The organism is Pseudomonas sp. SWRI50 (genome assembly GCF_014269095.1).
GTDB lineage: Bacteria > Pseudomonadota > Gammaproteobacteria > Pseudomonadales > Pseudomonadaceae > Aquipseudomonas > Aquipseudomonas kermanshahensis.
In genome coordinates this window covers 124,169-140,221 of the sequence record NZ_JABWRW010000002.1, presented here as the reverse complement: position 1 = coordinate 140,221, position 16,053 = coordinate 124,169, and the positions used below count along the sequence as shown (strand labels likewise).

16 protein-coding genes and 1 pseudogene are annotated in these 16,053 nt (G+C 62.1%); 13 read left to right on the top strand and 4 right to left on the bottom strand.

Features of this window, described 5'->3' with window-relative positions; translation table 11 throughout:
• Positions 1-7 precede the first annotated feature (7 nt).
• Complete coding sequence (locus HU750_RS02775) at positions 8-619, bottom strand: FMN-dependent NADH-azoreductase (RefSeq protein ID WP_027594780.1); 612 nt, start codon at positions 617-619, stop codon at positions 8-10.
• 132 nt (positions 620-751) lie between these two features.
• On the opposite strand from HU750_RS02775, the pseudogene HU750_RS02770 reads away from it, so the two are divergent.
• A pseudogene (locus tag HU750_RS02770) lies at positions 752-1,642 on the top strand (LysR substrate-binding domain-containing protein); the annotation flags it as partial.
• Between the two features lie 3 nt (positions 1,643-1,645).
• The gene (locus HU750_RS27095) at positions 1,646-2,005 is read left to right on the top strand and encodes an MmcQ/YjbR family DNA-binding protein (protein WP_186702706.1); all 360 of its coding nucleotides are present in this window, start codon (positions 1,646-1,648) and stop codon (positions 2,003-2,005) included.
• Positions 2,006-2,008: 3 nt separating this feature from the next.
• Here the strand turns inward: HU750_RS27095 and HU750_RS02765 are convergent, their stop codons facing one another.
• Positions 2,009-2,413, bottom strand: a complete 405-nt coding sequence (locus HU750_RS02765) for a DUF1294 domain-containing protein (RefSeq protein ID WP_186676438.1) — start codon at positions 2,411-2,413, stop codon at positions 2,009-2,011.
• Between the two features lies 1 nt (position 2,414).
• Positions 2,415-3,245 carry an undecaprenyl-diphosphate phosphatase gene (locus HU750_RS02760; RefSeq protein WP_099455835.1) on the bottom strand — a complete coding sequence of 277 codons (831 nt, stop codon included), beginning with the start codon at positions 3,243-3,245 and terminating at the stop codon, positions 2,415-2,417.
• A gap of 296 nt (positions 3,246-3,541) precedes the next feature.
• On the opposite strand from HU750_RS02760, the gene mcpP reads away from it, so the two are divergent.
• From mcpP to HU750_RS02705, 11 genes are all read left to right on the top strand, one after another.
• The gene (gene mcpP, locus HU750_RS02755) at positions 3,542-5,176 is read left to right on the top strand and encodes a methyl-accepting chemotaxis protein McpP (RefSeq protein WP_027594775.1); all 1,635 of its coding nucleotides are present in this window, start codon (positions 3,542-3,544) and stop codon (positions 5,174-5,176) included.
• Positions 5,177-5,276: 100 nt separating this feature from the next.
• A complete protein-coding gene (pnuC, locus tag HU750_RS02750; protein ID WP_027594774.1) occupies positions 5,277-5,843 on the top strand; it encodes a nicotinamide riboside transporter PnuC in 567 nt (188 codons plus the stop codon).
• Positions 5,840-6,391, top strand: coding sequence for an ATP/GTP-binding protein (locus tag HU750_RS02745; RefSeq protein WP_186676436.1), 552 nt, complete (start codon positions 5,840-5,842; stop codon positions 6,389-6,391). Before pnuC ends, HU750_RS02745 begins: the two co-directional genes overlap by 4 nt.
• 298 nt (positions 6,392-6,689) lie before the next feature.
• On the top strand, positions 6,690-7,127 hold the full coding sequence (gene fapA / locus HU750_RS02740; protein WP_027594772.1) for a functional amyloid chaperone FapA: 438 nt from the start codon (positions 6,690-6,692) through the stop codon (positions 7,125-7,127).
• Position 7,128: 1 nt separating this feature from the next.
• Positions 7,129-7,701 carry a fibril amyloid subunit FapB gene (gene fapB, locus HU750_RS02735; protein WP_027594771.1) on the top strand — a complete coding sequence of 191 codons (573 nt, stop codon included), beginning with the start codon at positions 7,129-7,131 and terminating at the stop codon, positions 7,699-7,701.
• 51 nt (positions 7,702-7,752) lie between these two features.
• Positions 7,753-9,252, top strand: a complete 1,500-nt coding sequence (gene fapC, locus HU750_RS02730; RefSeq protein ID WP_186676434.1) for an amyloid-like fimbrin subunit FapC — start codon at positions 7,753-7,755, stop codon at positions 9,250-9,252.
• Positions 9,253-9,316: 64 nt separating this feature from the next.
• The gene (gene fapD, locus HU750_RS02725) at positions 9,317-9,997 is read left to right on the top strand and encodes a fibril amyloid maturation endopeptidase FapD (RefSeq protein ID WP_027594769.1); all 681 of its coding nucleotides are present in this window, start codon (positions 9,317-9,319) and stop codon (positions 9,995-9,997) included.
• A gap of 44 nt (positions 9,998-10,041) precedes the next feature.
• Positions 10,042-10,800, top strand: a complete 759-nt coding sequence (gene fapE / locus HU750_RS02720) for a fibril amyloid subunit FapE (protein WP_186676433.1) — start codon at positions 10,042-10,044, stop codon at positions 10,798-10,800.
• Between the two features lie 46 nt (positions 10,801-10,846).
• Positions 10,847-12,127 carry a fibril amyloid transporter FapF gene (fapF, locus tag HU750_RS02715; RefSeq protein ID WP_027594767.1) on the top strand — a complete coding sequence of 427 codons (1,281 nt, stop codon included), beginning with the start codon at positions 10,847-10,849 and terminating at the stop codon, positions 12,125-12,127.
• 138 nt (positions 12,128-12,265) lie between these two features.
• A complete protein-coding gene (locus HU750_RS02710; protein WP_186676430.1) occupies positions 12,266-14,467 on the top strand; it encodes a sulfatase-like hydrolase/transferase in 2,202 nt (733 codons plus the stop codon).
• Between the two features lie 96 nt (positions 14,468-14,563).
• Positions 14,564-15,289: a DUF899 domain-containing protein gene (locus HU750_RS02705; protein ID WP_186676427.1), complete on the top strand. Its 726-nt coding sequence runs from the start codon at positions 14,564-14,566 to the stop codon at positions 15,287-15,289.
• Between the two features lie 138 nt (positions 15,290-15,427).
• Here the strand turns inward: HU750_RS02705 and ureG are convergent, their stop codons facing one another.
• Positions 15,428-16,051 (bottom strand): urease accessory protein UreG, encoded by a 624-nt coding sequence (gene ureG, locus HU750_RS02700; protein WP_010953755.1) that lies wholly within the window; start codon positions 16,049-16,051, stop codon positions 15,428-15,430.
• Positions 16,052-16,053 lie beyond the last annotated feature (2 nt).

The window sequence follows — 16,053 nt, the reverse complement described above, 5'->3', positions numbered from 1 at the left end:
ACTGCAATCAGGCAGCTGCGAACAGCTCGTTGGCAATCTGGGCCTGTGCGGCATCGATGGCCTGGCTGCGGTGCTCTGGGCCGTAGGCCAGACCATGGGCGCGTACGATTTCCAGGTCGGTGACACCGATAAAGCCCAGGAACACCTTGAGGAAGTCTTCATGGCCGGCACCCGTCGGCTGGCCAGCGTGCAGGCCACCGGCGGTGGATACCAGGATCACCTTCTTGTTACCGCACAGGCCTTCAGGGCCGGCTTCGGTGTAGCGGAAGGTCTTGCCGGCAACGGCTACGCGGTCAATCCAGGCCTTGAGCTGGGTCGGCACGGTGAAGTTGTACATCGGCGCACCGATCACAACGGCGTCGGCGGCGAGGAATTCTTCCAGGGTTTCGGCGCTCAGCTTGGCTTCGAAGGCCTGGGCCGCATCGCGCATGTCTTCTGCGGTACCGGCGGCCACCAAGGTAGCAGCGGAGAAGTGGGCGATGGCGTCGGCAGCCAGGTCGCGGTAGACCACTTCCAGGCTTGGGTCGGTGGCTTTCCAGGCTTCGACCACTTCGCGGCTCAGCTGGCGGGAGGCGGAATTGTCGCCCAGGATGCTCGAATCGATGTGCAACAGTTTCATGGGACTCTCCTGTAATGAAGACCGCGGCATTGGGCGATCACGATGGGGAGAATCCTACCGGGATGACGAATAGCTGATAAGCAGGCAAAAATGCGTTAGTTTGTCCCACAGATGGAACAGTGAGACATTCCCATGCAAGACCTCAACGACCTCTTCTACTTCGCACGCGTGGTCGAAGCCGGCGGTTTCGCCGCTGCCGGGCGCCAGCTGGGCATCCCTAAATCACGCCTGTCACGGCGCATCGCCGAGCTGGAAGAGCGCCTGGGCACACGCCTGTTGCAGCGCACCACACGGCAACTCAAGCTGACTGCCGTGGGCGAGCGCTACCTGCACCACTGCCAGGCCATGCTGCTGGAGGCAGAAGCCGCCGATGAGGCCGTCGCCAGCATGAGCAGCGAACCACGCGGGCGGCTGCGGGTGTCCTGCCCGGTAGCACTGGCACATGCGTTTCTGCCGGACGTGATCAGCCGTTTTCTTGCACAGTACCCACTGGTACAGCTGGACATGGTCCTGCTCAACCGCCGGGTCGACCTGATTTCCGAAGGCATCGACGTAGCCCTGCGCGTGCGTGACCTGGGCGACGAGGACCCGGCCCTGGTGACCCGCCGGCTGCGCCAGGCGCAGATGCAACTGGTCGCCGCTCCAGGCTTTGCCGACCACATTCGCGAGCCCGCCGAGCTGGCCTCATTGCCGGTGCTGGGCGCGGCCGAAGCTGACCGGCTGGTACACTTTCGCCTGCTCGGCCCGAATGGTCGCCAACAGGACATCGCCCTGGAGCCACGCCTGGCCATTGATGATTTCGTGGTGCGCAATGCGGCGGTCCGCGCCGGGTTGGGCTTCACTGCGCTGCCCAGTATGTTCTGCGAAGAGGAACTGGAACGTGGCGAGCTGGTGCGGCTGCTGCCGGACTGGTCATTGCCGGGTGGGTATCTGCAGGCGGTGTACCCTCACCGGCGCGGTGTGTTGCCGGCCGTACGGGTATGGATTGATCATCTGGCAGCGTCGTTCGAGGCCTGTGGGGAGCTTATGTCTAAGCAGAAAATGACCGAAGACCAGGTGGCGGACTTTTGCCTGAGCCTGCCCGGTGCGCGGGAGGACTATAAGTGGGGCGGTATCCGGGTGTTTTCGGTCGCGGGCAACAAGATGTTCGCGGTGCTGGACCTGGCGGGCGCAGGGTTATCGTTCAAGGTCGCCGATGAGCTGTTTCTGGGCTACTGCGACCGCCCCGGCGTGCGGCCCGCGCCCTACCTTGCGCGGGCGCGGTGGGTCAGCATGGCGCCGCCTTACCCCATGGGGCGCGACGAGCTGTGTGACTTGCTGCAGCGTTCGCACCAATTGGTGGTGCGAAAGCTGGCGAAGCGGTTGCAGGTGGGCTTGTTGATCTGAGCGTCAGGACACCCAGAGCAGGTGGCGCCCCAAAAACAGGTAGTCCGCCCAAAACACCTGATGCAGCAACACAATCCCCCAGAACACCAGCTGATACGACAGCTTGCGCGTCTTGTGCCGGAACATCTGCTGAGCAACCAGCGCCCCCGGCCAGCCGCCAAACAGCTCGCTGGCATGCAGCACTTTTTCTGGCGTGCGCCAGGCCTGGCTGCGTGCCTGGTGTTTGTCTTGCCAGTACAGCAGCAGGCTGATCAGGCTCACCGCCGGGTAGAGCGCCAACGGCAACCAGGACTGATCGTGCCAGGCCATCTGCGCCGCGCCCAGGCCCGGTAGCAGGCACAGCGCGCCCAAAACCAGTAGTTTCAGGCGTACATTACGTACGCCCTCCTCGCGTTGCTCTCTGCCCATATCAGCCGTGCGCCGTCGACCAATCCACCCAACCGAACTGCCAAGTGGCCAGGATAAACAGGCCAAAGGCGATACGGTACCAGGCGAAGGCCGCGTAGCTATGGTTGGCGATGAACTTGAGCAGGGCGCGCACAGCGATCATGGCAAAGATGAACGAGGTCACGAAGCCAATGGCGAACACCGGCAAGTCGCTTGGCTGGAACAAGTCACGGTACTTGTAGCCGGAGTACACCGCTGCACCGACCATGGTCGGCATCGCTAGGAAGAACGAGAACTCGGTCGCGGCCTTGCGCGACAGGCCGAACAGCAGGCCGCCAATGATGGTCGAGCCAGAACGCGAGGTGCCCGGGATCATGGCCAGGCACTGGACGAAACCAATTTTCAAGGCATGGCTCCAGCGCATCTCATCAACGTGGTCGACCTCCACGCGGTGCTCACGGCGCTCGGCCCAGAGCATGATCACGCCGCCCACCACCAAGGCCGCAGCCACGGTGATCGGGTTGAACAGGTATTCGTGAATCAGGTCGGCGAACAGCACGCCCAACACCACCGCCGGCATGAACGCCAGCAACAGGTTACCGGTGAAGCGCCGCGCCGTAGGCTGGGTGGTGAGCCCAAAGACCACGTCGAGTATCTTGCGTCGGAATTCCCACACCACCGCCAGGATGGCGGCAAGCTGAATGATGATGTTGAACGCCATGGCCCGTTCGCCACCAAAGCCGATGAGGTCGGCGACGATGATCTGGTGCCCGGTGCTGGAGATCGGCAAGAACTCCGTCAACCCTTCGACCACGCCTAAGATGATTGCCTGAAAGGCAGTCCAAAAATCCATCATTCCCCCGATGGAGCGCTGCTGCTGCAGGCCCCTTGTTCTTGATTTACTTGAAGTTGCCGCACACGGCCCGGCTGTTTTACAGCGACTGTTGGGCGTAACGCCAGTGGAAAAGTTCACGCCCCCTAAAGGTTTCATCTTGCGCGGCCGAAATCCTATCAAAGCCGCTTTGCAATGGCTTGTTCCGTTGCTGCAGACTACGACCAGACTAGCACTTAGCCATTAGTCGAGTGGGGGCTTGTCGCAAAGCATGCTTGGATGCACCTGAATAACAAGAACAAGGCGGGAGTGCCTGGATGAAAACCCTGAGATCGATGTCGATCAGCCGTCGTCTGTGGCTGATTCTGCTGGTGGCGGTGGCCATGCTGGTAGTCCTGGGCCTGCTGATGCTGCGCCAGATCCATGGCGACCTGTACCACGCCAAGGCGGAAAAGACCCGCCACGTGGTGCAGACCGCAGCCGGTGTGCTGGCCTATTACCAAGGCCTGGAGGCGGCCGGCACGTTGAGCCGCGATGCCGCCCAGCAACAGGCGTTGCAAGTGGTGCGCGCGCTGCGTTACGACCACGACGACTACTTCTGGATCAACGACCTGGGGCCGAAGATGATCATGCATCCGGCCAACCCCAAGCTCGACGGCCAGGACCTGTCTGCCATTCGCGACCCCGACGGCTTTGCCGTGTTCAACGAAATGGTCAACCTCGCCCGCAGCCAGGGCGCCGGCCCGGTCAACTATCGCTGGCCCAAACCCGGCGCCAGTGAACCGGTCGCGAAAACCTCTTATATACAGCTGTTCAAGCCGTGGGGCTGGGTCATCGGCTCAGGCGTGTACATCGATGACGTGCAGGCCGAATTTGCCCGGCAATTGCGCGACGCCTCGCTGGTCGGACTGGGCATTGCGCTGCTGATGGCGCTGGTGGTCATGCTGATTGCCCGCAGTATCGCCCGCCCCTTGCAGGAGGCCGTGCAGGCCATGGGCACAATCGCCAGTGGCGAAAGCGACCTGACCCGACGCCTGGACACCCACGGCCGGGATGAAATCACGCACTTGGGTGAACACTTCAACCGCTTCAACGGCAAGCTTCAGGGCGTGGTCGGCCAGCTACAGGGCGCCGCCCATGACCTGGCCAGGTCCGCCGGCCATGTCGGTGACAACGCCGGGGCAGCGCAACAGCACAGTGCCCAGCAATCCCAACAGATGGAGCAGGTGGCCACGGCCGTCAACGAAGTCACCTACGCCGTGCAGGATGTGGCCAAGACGGCCGAGCAGGCCGCCGGGGAAATGCGCGCGGCCCAGCAACAAGTGCAGCATGGCCAGCAGGCCATTCATGGCAGCCTGGAACAGATCGATCGGCTGTCGGCGACCATCGACCAGGCTGTCCAGGTGATTCGCGACTTGGCCGGGCACAGCACGCGCATTGGGGGTGTGCTGGACGTGATTCGCTCCATCGCCGAGCAGACCAACCTGCTCGCCCTCAACGCGGCCATCGAAGCGGCACGCGCCGGTGAACAGGGCCGTGGCTTTGCGGTGGTCGCCGACGAGGTTCGCCTGCTGGCCCAGCGCACCGCTCAGTCCACGGCCGAAATCCATACCATGATCGAGCACCTGCAAGGCCAGTCGGACGCGGCAGTACGGGCTATCGACACCAGCAGCGAGGCCTCGCGCCAGACTATCGAGCAGGCCCGCGAGGCCGGTGCCAGCCTGGATGCCATCAGCCAGGTGCTGCATAACCTGACCGCGCTCAACGCGTCCATCGCCAGTGCCACCTTGCAGCAATCGCATGTGGTCGAGGAGATCAACCGCAACGTGCTGGATACCGCCGGCTTGTCCCAGCAGACCGCCGAGGCGGCACGCCAGTCGAGTGATGCAGGCGCAGCGCTGGGGCGGTTGAGTCAGGAACTGGAGCAGCTACTGCGGCAGTTCCGCGTATAGCCCCTGTGGGAGCGGCCTTGCCGGGGCGCTCCTGCACTACTCCTTCCATTATCGACAAGCTACAATCGCGCCCCTCTTATCGCCTCTCCAAGGATCGCCGATGTCCGGCCTTGAACTCATCGCCGCCGTACTCGGCGTCACTGCTGTCTGGCTCACCGTCAAGCAGAACGCCTGGTGCTGGCCGATCGGGTTGGTCATGGTGTTGATCTATGGCTGGCTGTTCTTCGAGGTAAAGCTGTACTCGGGCATGTTGCTGCAAGTGGCCTACGCCCTGTTGCAGTTGTACGGCTGGTGGCAATGGAAGCGCCCGGGCCGTGCGCACGATGCCCGCCAGGTGACACGCCTGCACACGCGCGCGCTGTGCACCGGGCTCGCACTCGGCGCACTGCTCAGCACGGCCCTGGGTGCAGCCATGGCCAACTGGACCGATGCCGCCCTGCCCTGGCTGGACGCTACGCTGACCGGCTTCAGCCTGGTCGCGCAACTGTGGATGGCACAGAAACGCCTGCAATGCTGGCCATTGTGGTTTGTGGTGGACATCGTCTATGTCGGCCAGTACCTGCATCAGCAACTGTATTTCACCGCAGGCTTCTTCGCGGTGCTCACGCTGATCGCCATACGTGGCTGGCTGGAATGGCGCCGTGACCCCGCGCTGGTGCAAGCATGAAGGTGCTGGTGCTGTGCGGGCCGGAATCCAGTGGTAAGAGCTGGCTAAGTGGCGTGCTGCAGGCGCATTTCGGTGGCGTGGTGGTCGCTGAATACGTGCGCCACTTCATCGACCATGAATGCCGCGACACCTGCTACGCAGACATCCCCACCATCGCCCGTGGCCAACTCGAGTGGGAAGACCGCGCCCGCGCGCAAGCGCCCGAACTGTTGATACTCGACACCCACCTGCTCAGCAACATGCTCTGGAGCCGCGCCCTGTTCGACGACTGCCCGGCCTGGCTGGAACAGGCCTTGCTTGCTAGGCACTACGACCTGCACCTGTTACTGAGCCCTCAAGGCGTGGACTGGGTTGCCGATGGCCAGCGTTGCCACCCCGACCTGAACGACCGTCAGCGCTTTTTCGACGATAGCCTGCAGTGGCTGCAACGCCATCAACAAGCACTGTTGGTGATTGATGGCAATTGGCCGCAACGCCAGTTGCGAGCCTTGCAAGCAGTCGCTACGCTGCTTGATAGCGATGCGCCAGCCTGCCCCACCGAGTGTTAAGCCACTGACACACCCTGGTGGGTGATAGTCCCCGCAAATGCGGGGGTTGCCCCTGTTCCTGGGGCAGTGTCAACCCCGTGATACACCCCTGCAAAAATCCCTCCAGGCACGGCCTGTGCTGGCTTTGCCAGTGGCTGGCCAAATGCTCTGTTTCAGCGGTGAAACAAAAAAAGCCGCTCTTCTTCAGCTTTTCTTCCCAACCTGTTGATTGCACAGCATTAACTGAAAGCGGCACACCTTCTGCTCTCTTATTCGCAACGCTGAATAGGGCCAGCGCTCAAAAGAAGGAATTGCCATCGTGGGGAATCTTGATAAAGGCATTTATCGGCTCCTGCTGGTCAGTAGCATCGTCGGATCGGGTTTGAGCCTGCCTGCCCAGGCCGAGAATGGGATCATCACCATTACCCGCGATGTGCAGACGCGCAACGCGACCATCCCGCCGCTGATTCCCGACCCCAGCCCGACCACCGTCAACGCTAACCCGTCGGCGCAGATTCTCAAGCAGACCCATGAACTGAGCGATGGCGACTTTGCCAACATCAGCAGCGGTGCCGGCATCAGCGCCCTGGTCACGCAACAGACCAACACCATTGGCGGCAACGTCACCAACCAGACGCAACTGCCCAACCTCGCCGCTGGGCGCGGCTCAGGTTCAGGCAACGGCATCTCCAACATGGTCAACTCAAGCGTGCAACGCGGCCTGGCCCCCTTGCAAATCCTGACGGGAGGCAAGTGAGATGAGGCATACGCTGCTGATTTTGGCCACGCTCTGCAGTGCGCCGGCCTTTGCCCAATCCCCCGTGATCAACAACGCCAACATCGACGATTCGGGCAGCCAATACCAGGGCAACCTCACGGTCAACCAGGCAGCCGGCGACCTGCAGCAGCAGGCTAACGCCCGCGCCATCGCCGTGGGCCATGAGGCCAGCGCCACCACTCAGATACGCCAGCGGCTCGGCACCGCAGTCGACCGCAACATGGATGCCACCGCCAGCATCCAGGGCAATGCTTTCAGCCAAGGCAGCGGCGCCCTGGGCGTCAACCAGAGCGCCGGTGCCAGCACCCAGCAAGCCAACGCACTGCGCATCAGCCTCAGTACTCAACCGCAAAGCATCGACGACAGCGTCCTCATGCAACAGAACGTGGCGCTGCTCAACAACTCCGATCCAGCTGACACCGCACCCGGCCATCGCCAGGTCACGACCAGTGACCAGGCATTCACCGGTAGCCGTGGGGTGATTCAGGTGAATCAGAGTGCCGGGGTGGGAAACCGAATGGCCAACACCTTGAGCATACGGGTCGCAGATTGACCCAAACAGTTAAGAACAACACTTAACCTAAATAAAGTACGGAGAATCACCATGAAACCCTCGATGGCAATCAAGCCTCTGGTTTTCGCAATTGCTGCGGTCATGGCTGTTGCTGTACAAGCTGATCAGAACGACCGGCGTGGTGGGCACCACAATGGTCACCATAACAACGGCCAACACACCCCACCTCCCACCCGGATCCCGGTGTACGCCACCGCCAACGCCATAGATAGCCAGCGCAGCACCGGCAATACCGTCACCAACCAAGGTACCATCAACGAAGCCGAGATGAGCAGCTCGGCCACCGGTGCCAGCGGCAACGTCGGGGTCAACGTGGCGGCCGGTAACGGCAACCAACAAGACAACGCCGCCGCCATCGCCAACGCAGCGTCCGACTCGAGCCTGGACAACAGCTTCGTGTTCGGAACCGCCGAAGCCACTGCGGACGTTCGCCAGTTCAGCAACAACAACCGGGTCGACAACTGGTCTACCCAATCGTCTGCGGTGATGAGCGGTTCGGGTGACGGCTCCTCCGGTAACGTGGGCGTCAACATTGCGGGTGGCGACCTCAACCAACAGAAAAACACCATGGCGATCGCCAACACCAATGCGCCATTGGGTAATGCCACCGCAACCGCCTCTGCCGACCAGAACGGCCCAGGCCTGACCGTGCACAACAACGCCGACCGCACCTACCGTGTGGACACGCTGACCTTCACCACGTCGGCCAGCGGTTCGAGCTCTCGCGATGGCTCGTTCACCTCCAGCGATGACCGCAGCTCGTCCTCGAGCTTCAGCGTGGCGGGTGCCAAAAGCGCCAGCAACAATGGCTCCAGCTCCTGGAACTCCAGTGGCTCGGCCAGTTCGAACGCCAGCGGCTCCAACAGCTCCAACGCCAGCGGGTCGAACAGCGCCACTGCCAGCGGCTCCAATAGCTGGAACGCCAGCGGCTCTGCCAGCGCTAACGCCAGCTCGTCCAGCAGTGCCAGCCTGAACGCTACCCTGGCAGCTGCCGCCGATGCGACGCGCACTGTGACCACCGACGATGGCCGTCGTGAACGCACCCGTACCGACAGCTTCGATGCTTCGCTCAATGCGTCGCTCGATGCTTCGATCGACAAGTCGCATGAAAGCGCCTACGACTCGTCGTTCGAAAAAGCGTTCGACTCCTCCTACGACAAGACCCGCAACTCTTCGTACGACAAGTCTCGCGACTCTTCGTACGAGAAGTCCCGCGACTCTTCGTATGAGAAAGCCCACGATTCTTCTTACGCAAACGCTTCGGAGTCTGCGTACGAAAAATCGGGCGAAAAAGCCAATCAATCGTCTAACGACGTGTCGAAAAGCTTCAGCGAAAGCAGCTCGTATGACCTGAGCAACACCGTGTCCTTCCAAGTGCTGACCCCAACCGGCTGGGCCAACCCTGTGACCAACACTGCAACCCTGAGCGGTTCGGTGAATGGTGGCAGCGGCAACCTGGGCGTCAACGTGGCAGCCGGTGTGGGCAACCAGCAAAGCAACTCGCTGGCCATCTCCAACACCTCGTTCTAACGGCTATAGCCTCGAGGCCCCCTGCGGGGGGCCTTTTTCAACCAGAACAAGAAGGCACCCGATCATGCGTATTTTCGCCTTGGCGTTTTTGCTGTGCCTGGCCAGCGTGAGCGAAGCTGCACAAATGCCGTTGTCCGTGCTGCCCGGTGGCGCGGTGGTGTTCAAACCCATCCAGAGTGTGCGCGAGCGCAAGTTCGCCGACCTGGTGCAACAAAAAACCGACTTCAGTTGTGGCGCCGCGGCGCTGGCCACCATCCTGCGCCAGGCCTACTGGCTCGACGTGGACGAACAACACATCATCGAAGGCATGCTGGCGCACGCCGATCAAGACCTGGTGCGCACGCAGGGCTTCTCCATGCTCGACATGAAACGCTACGTGGAAAGCCTGGGCATGCGCGCCCGTGGGTACCGGGTAGCACCCGAAACCCTGACCAGCGTGCGTATCCCGGTCGTGGTGCTGATGGACATCCGTGGCTACAAGCACTTTGTGGTCATGCAAAAGGTCGACAACGGCTGGGTGTACATCGGTGACCCTGTGCTGGGCCACAAACGCTTCAAGGTCGAGGACTTCCTCAAAGGCTGGAACGGCATCATCTTCGCCGTGATCGGCCAGGGTTATGACAAGGGCAATGCCCTGCTCGACCCGCCTCTGCCACTGACTGCCAAGGGCCGCGTCAATAACTTCACCCCGGTACAGGACGCAGAGCTGCTGGATTTCGGCTTCATCAAAAGCGACTTTTTCTAACGGTTCTTCTAACGATTGGGAGCACGACGCTCCGGGAGCATCCAATGAAGATTCCATTCTGGCTAGCCGTGGCATGCCTGGCCGCCAGCCTTCCGACCCACGCACAGCCGCTCACCCCCATCGAACTGAAGGATCAGGAGTTGGCGAACCTGCGCGGGCGCTATGTGATGCCGGGGCGGATCGTCAGCTTCGGCATCGTCATGACCAGCACCTGGCAGAACGCTAAGGGCGACGTGATCGGGGCATCGTCGACGCTGCAAGTGCAGCAAAACACCATAAAACCGCAGTTCTATGTGTCGATGATCGACGAAAAAGGCACCAGTGCGGCCCATTCGCAAAGTGCCAGCCCTGCGCCCGGCACCGGTGCGGTCAGCGGCGGCAGCGGGCTGACCACCACCGAAGGGGTGACCCAGGTGGTGCGTGCGGCGGGCGACAACAACACCGCCTATAACAATGTCGACATCAACGTCACCAAGGCCAACCAGGCGCCCGTGGCCCAACCGCAGGGCCAGGCACTGACCGCAGGCTCGACCCTGGTCGGCGAAAACGGCGCAGGCGCGCTGAGCGTTTCGTCCACCGGCGTGGGCGTGCAGCTCAATATCAATGCCGCCAACAACCAGGGCAGCACTGTGCAACGCCTGGCCCAAGGGGGCCTGACGCAGAACACGACGTTGCTTGGCAACGGCAACCAGGTCAGCAACCTCACCTCCCTCAACGTCGTCATGCGCGAGAACGTACCCACGGCCGCTTCGCTGAACGGTAGCCTCGACCAGCTCAAAGGTCTTCGCACTCTCGGATACTGATCTACGCTCAGTCTCATCAAAAGTAGTCGGAAGGGACGGCATATCCATGCACCGATCGTTAACGTTCAGAGCTTTTGTCTGTTTGACTACCCTGGCCCCATCCACCGCCCTTTATGCAGCAGTCGACCCACAGGTTGAGGCCCTGAAACAAGAACTGATGGCGTTGAAACAGCGCTACGAAGCGCAGCAGCAAGCGTTGATGGTCCTTGAACAGCGGGTTCGCCAGGTGGAGGAGACCCCGGCGGCGCCGCAGCCTAAACGGTTGACCAAATCCCCGGCCGAAACGGTCAAAGGCGGCCAGACTGTCGCCGCCGGGGCGCCAGGCACCACCGGCAGCTCCTATGGCCAATCGCTCAAGGACGATTCCGAACCTGCGCAAAGTGTGTCCAACCTGTACGACGAGGCCAGCGGCTTCTTCGGTGGCGGCAAGTTCAGCTTCGAAACCGGCGTGACCTACACCCATTACGACACCCGCGCACTGGTGCTCAACGGCTTCCTTGCGCTGGACTCGATTTTCCTCGGCAACATCAACCTGGACCGCATCAAGGCAGACAACTGGACCCTGGACATGACCGCCCGCTACAACCTGGCGCAGCGCTGGCAGTTCGACATTAACGTTCCAGTGGTCTACCGCGAATCGACCTACTCGTCTGGCGGCGCCGGTGGTGCAGCCCCGGTCACCAGTGATGAAACCGTCACCCGCGACCCGGAAATCGGCGATATCAACGTCGGCGTTGCCTACAAGTTCATGGACGAGTCCGAAAACTGGCCCGATGCGGTGGCAACACTGCGGGTCAAAGCGCCCACCGGCAAGGACCCGTACGGCATCAAGCTGCGCGAGGTACCAGGCAACGACAACCTGTCGGTGCCGGAAAGCCTGCCGACCGGCAACGGCGTATGGGCGATTACACCGGGCATCTCGCTGGTCAAGACCTTCGACCCCGCCGTGCTGTTCGGCAGCCTGTCCTACACCTACAACATGGAAGACTCGTTCAGCGACATCAGCCCCCAGGTCAACAGCAAGGTGCCGGGTGACGTGAAACTCGGCGACTCCTGGCAAGTCGGGGCCGGTATCGCCTTTGCCTTGAACGAGAAGATGAGCATGTCGTTCTCGGTTTCCGACCAGTTTGCCCGCAAGAGCAAGATCAAGCCGGATGGCGGCGACTGGCAATCGATCAGCAACAGCGATTACAACTCAGCCAACTTCAACATCGGCATGACCTTTGCGGCCAGCGACAACCTGACCATCGTGCCCAACCTCTCGATTGGCCTGACCGACGATGCGCCAGACTTCTCCTTCAGCCTCAAATTCCCCTACTACTTCTGACCCCCAGCCGCCTGCCGGGCCTGCGCAAGCCAGCCCGGCATTTGGTTACCAGCCTTGTAGCCCGCCGTATTCCCTGGCCCAGCCTGTTATCATTCAGCACAGTTGCATGACGATTTAATGGCAAAAGGGAAGTTTTCTGTGAAGAACCTGTTCGACCACCCACGCACCCGGCTCGTCGCTTTGGCGGGCCTGGTGCTGGTGATCCCACTGGGTACGCGCGCCATGCTGGGTTGGTCCAACCCGCTCGGTTATCTGTCCGACCTGGCCCTCGGCAGCCTGCTGGTCTTGCTGCTGCACCGCCGGCCGTGGTGGCTGGCGTTGCCGGTTCTGCTGGCCTGGGCGGCGCTCTGGGTGGTGTCGGCCGAGCTGGTGAGCGCGGTGGGCAGGCTGCCCACCAGCGCCGACCTCGGCTACCTGACCGACTCCCAATTCATGGAGAACTCAACCGGCGGCGGCCTCGCGCATGGCTGGTTGCCCTGGCTCTTGGCGGCCGGCGTGCTGGGCTGGTTGCTCAGCGTCTGGAGCAGCCGCGGCCAACGTGTCGCCCCCCTGCCCCGCAAGGCCTGGGCAGTTACGCTGCTGCTGTTTGGCGCGCACTGGGGCAGCCAACACCTGGCGCCTTCCGATGCCGAGCAGTGGCGGCAGTACAACCTCTCGCATCAGGTGCTGTCGGCCGGCGTCGGTAGCCTGCAGCGCCAGGCCCTGGGCTGGGCCGGCCAGGAACAGGTGGTCACGCCCTTGCCCAGCAGTGGCCTGACCCAGTCCGACCTGCATGGCCAGAAGCTGCTCAAGGCACCGGGCAGTGCACGCAACCTGTTGGTCATCACCGTCGAAGGCATCCCCGGGGCCTACATTCGCGCCAACCGCCAGGCCCTGCACAGCCGCTTCGACGAAGACCTGATGCCAAAGCTCAGCCGTTGGGCCGAACGCGGCATGAACACCCCGGATTATGTGCTGCACACCCACCAGACCATCCGTGGCCTGTACGCGATGCTGTGCGGTGATTACGACAAGCTGGCCAACGGCACGCCTAAGGGCGTCGAACTGCTGACCCAGAACGACCGTAACCAGGCCTGCCTGCCGGCACAGTTGCGCCAGGCCGGGTTCACCACCCACTACCTACAGGGTGCTGGGCTGCGCTTCATGGCCAAGGACCGCATCATGCCGCACATCGGTTTCGATTCGGTGCATGGCCTGGAGTGGTTCCGCAACAAGAACTACCTGGAATTCCCTTGGGGCAAGGACGACCGCGCTTTCTTCGAAGGTGCCCTGGACTATGTCGGCCAGCTGAGGAAACAAGACAAACCCTGGATGCTGACCCTGCTGACCGTGGGCACTCACCAGCCTTATTCGGCACCGGCGGCTTACCTCGAGCGCTACGACACGCCCAAGCAGGCTGCCGTCGCCTACCTGGACGATGCAATCGGCGCGTTTCTCGATAACCTCGAACGCCAGGGTGTGCTCAAGGACACCCTGGTGGTAGTCACTTCCGACGAGTCCCACGGCATAGACGGCGTGCGCCTGGCATCCTCGTGGGGTTTCAACCTCACCCTGGCGCCGGAGCAGGCGGAGCTACCCACTATCAAGCGCGGCACCTATGGCCATATCGACCTGACCACGTCGCTGCTCGACTACTTCGCCTTGCCGATCCCCGTCGCACTGGGTGGCCGCTCGCTGTACCGCGATTACGACACTGGCCGCGAGATGATCGCCTACACCAACGGCATGCTGCGTTACCACAACGGCCAAGGCGTGTTCACCGAATGCGACTTCCAGCAGCGCTGCCGACGCTATGCCAGTGAAGGTTTCATCGCCGACCAGGCGCGCTACCTCGGCACCGGTGACGACATGCTCGGCCAGCAGGTCGTTACCCTGGCCGGCACCCTCGACCAGTCGCTGCTGCAAACGCCGCTCAACCTGCGCTACCAGTTCGGCGGCCCATCACCGATAAAGTTGCGCAAGCGCATTCACGATGACTGGGCCGACAACCTGATCGGTGCGCAGTACCTGGAGATGCCCGGCGGCTCGCACACCCGTGTACGGGTCAAGGTGCGCTCGCTGGACCCACGTCGTGCGGCCTACATTCAGCTCAAGGCCAAGCAACTGGAGCAAGATGTGCCATTGGGGCTACCAGAAGAAATCCGCGTGACGGCGGATCAGCCACTGGAAATGGAGTTCAGCTTTGACAACCCGACCGAGCGCAAGGCGTTTTCCTTCCACCTGCTGGGGTATGGCGGCGGTGCGGTCGAAGTCAGCGACTTCAGTGTGATTACCGCATTACCTGGGGAAAGCGACGCGTCGGATGAACTGACCGACGACCCTATCGCCCATTCGGGCTGACGCCAAGCCCACCGTTCATCGCACCGCCTTCGATGCCTGTCGATCTGGCCCTGCCCCGCTCGACCAGTGCTGAATCCCTACCCTGGAGTCAGCACCATGAGCAGTGAAAACAGGCATGAGGTGGTCTCCCGCAGCCAGTGGCTGGCAGCACGCCGACAGCTATGGCTGCACGAAAAAGCCTTCACCCATCAACGCGACGAGCTGGCTGCAGCACGTCGCGCTTTGCCCTGGGTGAAGGTCGAACAACCCTATCGATTCCAGGGGCCGGAGGGCGAACTGAGCCTGGCCCAACTGTTCGCCGGGCGCAGCCAGCTGTTGCTCTATCACTTCATGTTCGCCGAGGGCTGGCGTGAAGGTTGCCCAGGCTGCTCTTTCCTGGCCGACCATTTTGACGGCGCGAACCTGCACCTGGCGCACCACGATGTATCGCTGGTGGCCGTCTCCCGGGCGCCCTACGCCGAGTTCCAGGCATTTCGCCAGCGCATGGGCTGGCAGTTTTCGTGGTACTCGTCCGCAGGTAGCGGGTTCAATGAAGACTTTGGCGTCAGCGTGGGCAGCGACGCGCCTCGGCAGTACAACTATGAGCCTTATGAAGGCAGCGAAAGCGAGTTGCCGGGGCTGAGTGCGTTCTACCTTGACGCGGACGGCAGCGTGTACCACACGTACTCAACCTATGCCCGCGGGCTGGACATTCTGGTCAATACCTACAACTTCCTCGACATTGCGCCGTTGGGGCGTAACGAGGCCGGAACCATGGACTGGGTGCGGCACCATGACCGCTATGAAGGGCAGACCGGCAAGGCGCATTGTTGCCATGACTGATGCAAGCCTGCCCTGAATGTTGCCCTGTAGGCGCAGCCTTGTGCTGCGAAGAGGCCGGTGAAAGCAGCGACATTTCACTGTGTAGCTTCCGGCCTCTTCGCAGCACAAGGCTGCTCCTACACGCGTATTGCATGCCGGCTAGCCGCGCACACCAAGCATCCCGCGCTCAACGATGAAATCGATCACCGCCTGCAGCCCTTCGCCCTTTTTCAGGTTACTGAATGTCCATGGCCGCTGCGGGCGCATGCGCTGGGTGTCGCGCTCCATCACCTCCAGCGATGCACCGACGTAAGGCGCAAGGTCAGTCTTGTTGATCACCAGGAAGTCAGACTTGGTAATCCCCGGTCCGCCCTTGCGCGGGATCTTCTCACCCTCGGCAACATCGATGACGTAGATGGTCAGGTCGGCCAGCTCTGGGCTGAACGTGGCGCTGAGGTTGTCGCCCCCGCTCTCCACGAAGATCACTTCAAGGTTACCGAACTTGCGCGCCAAGGCCTCCACCGCCGCCAGGTTCATCGAGGCGTCTTCGCGGATCGCCGTGTGTGGGCAGCCGCCGGTTTCCACGCCGACAATGCGCTCAGGCTCCAGTGCACCGGCCTCGGTGAGGATGCGTTGGTCCTCTTTGGTGTAGATGTCGTTGGTCACCACGGCGATCTGATAATGATCGCGCATGGCCTTGCACAAGGCTTCGAGCAGCGCGGTCTTGCCAGAACCTACCGGGCCGCCGACACCGACGCGCAGGGGTTGTTGATAGCTTTGCATGA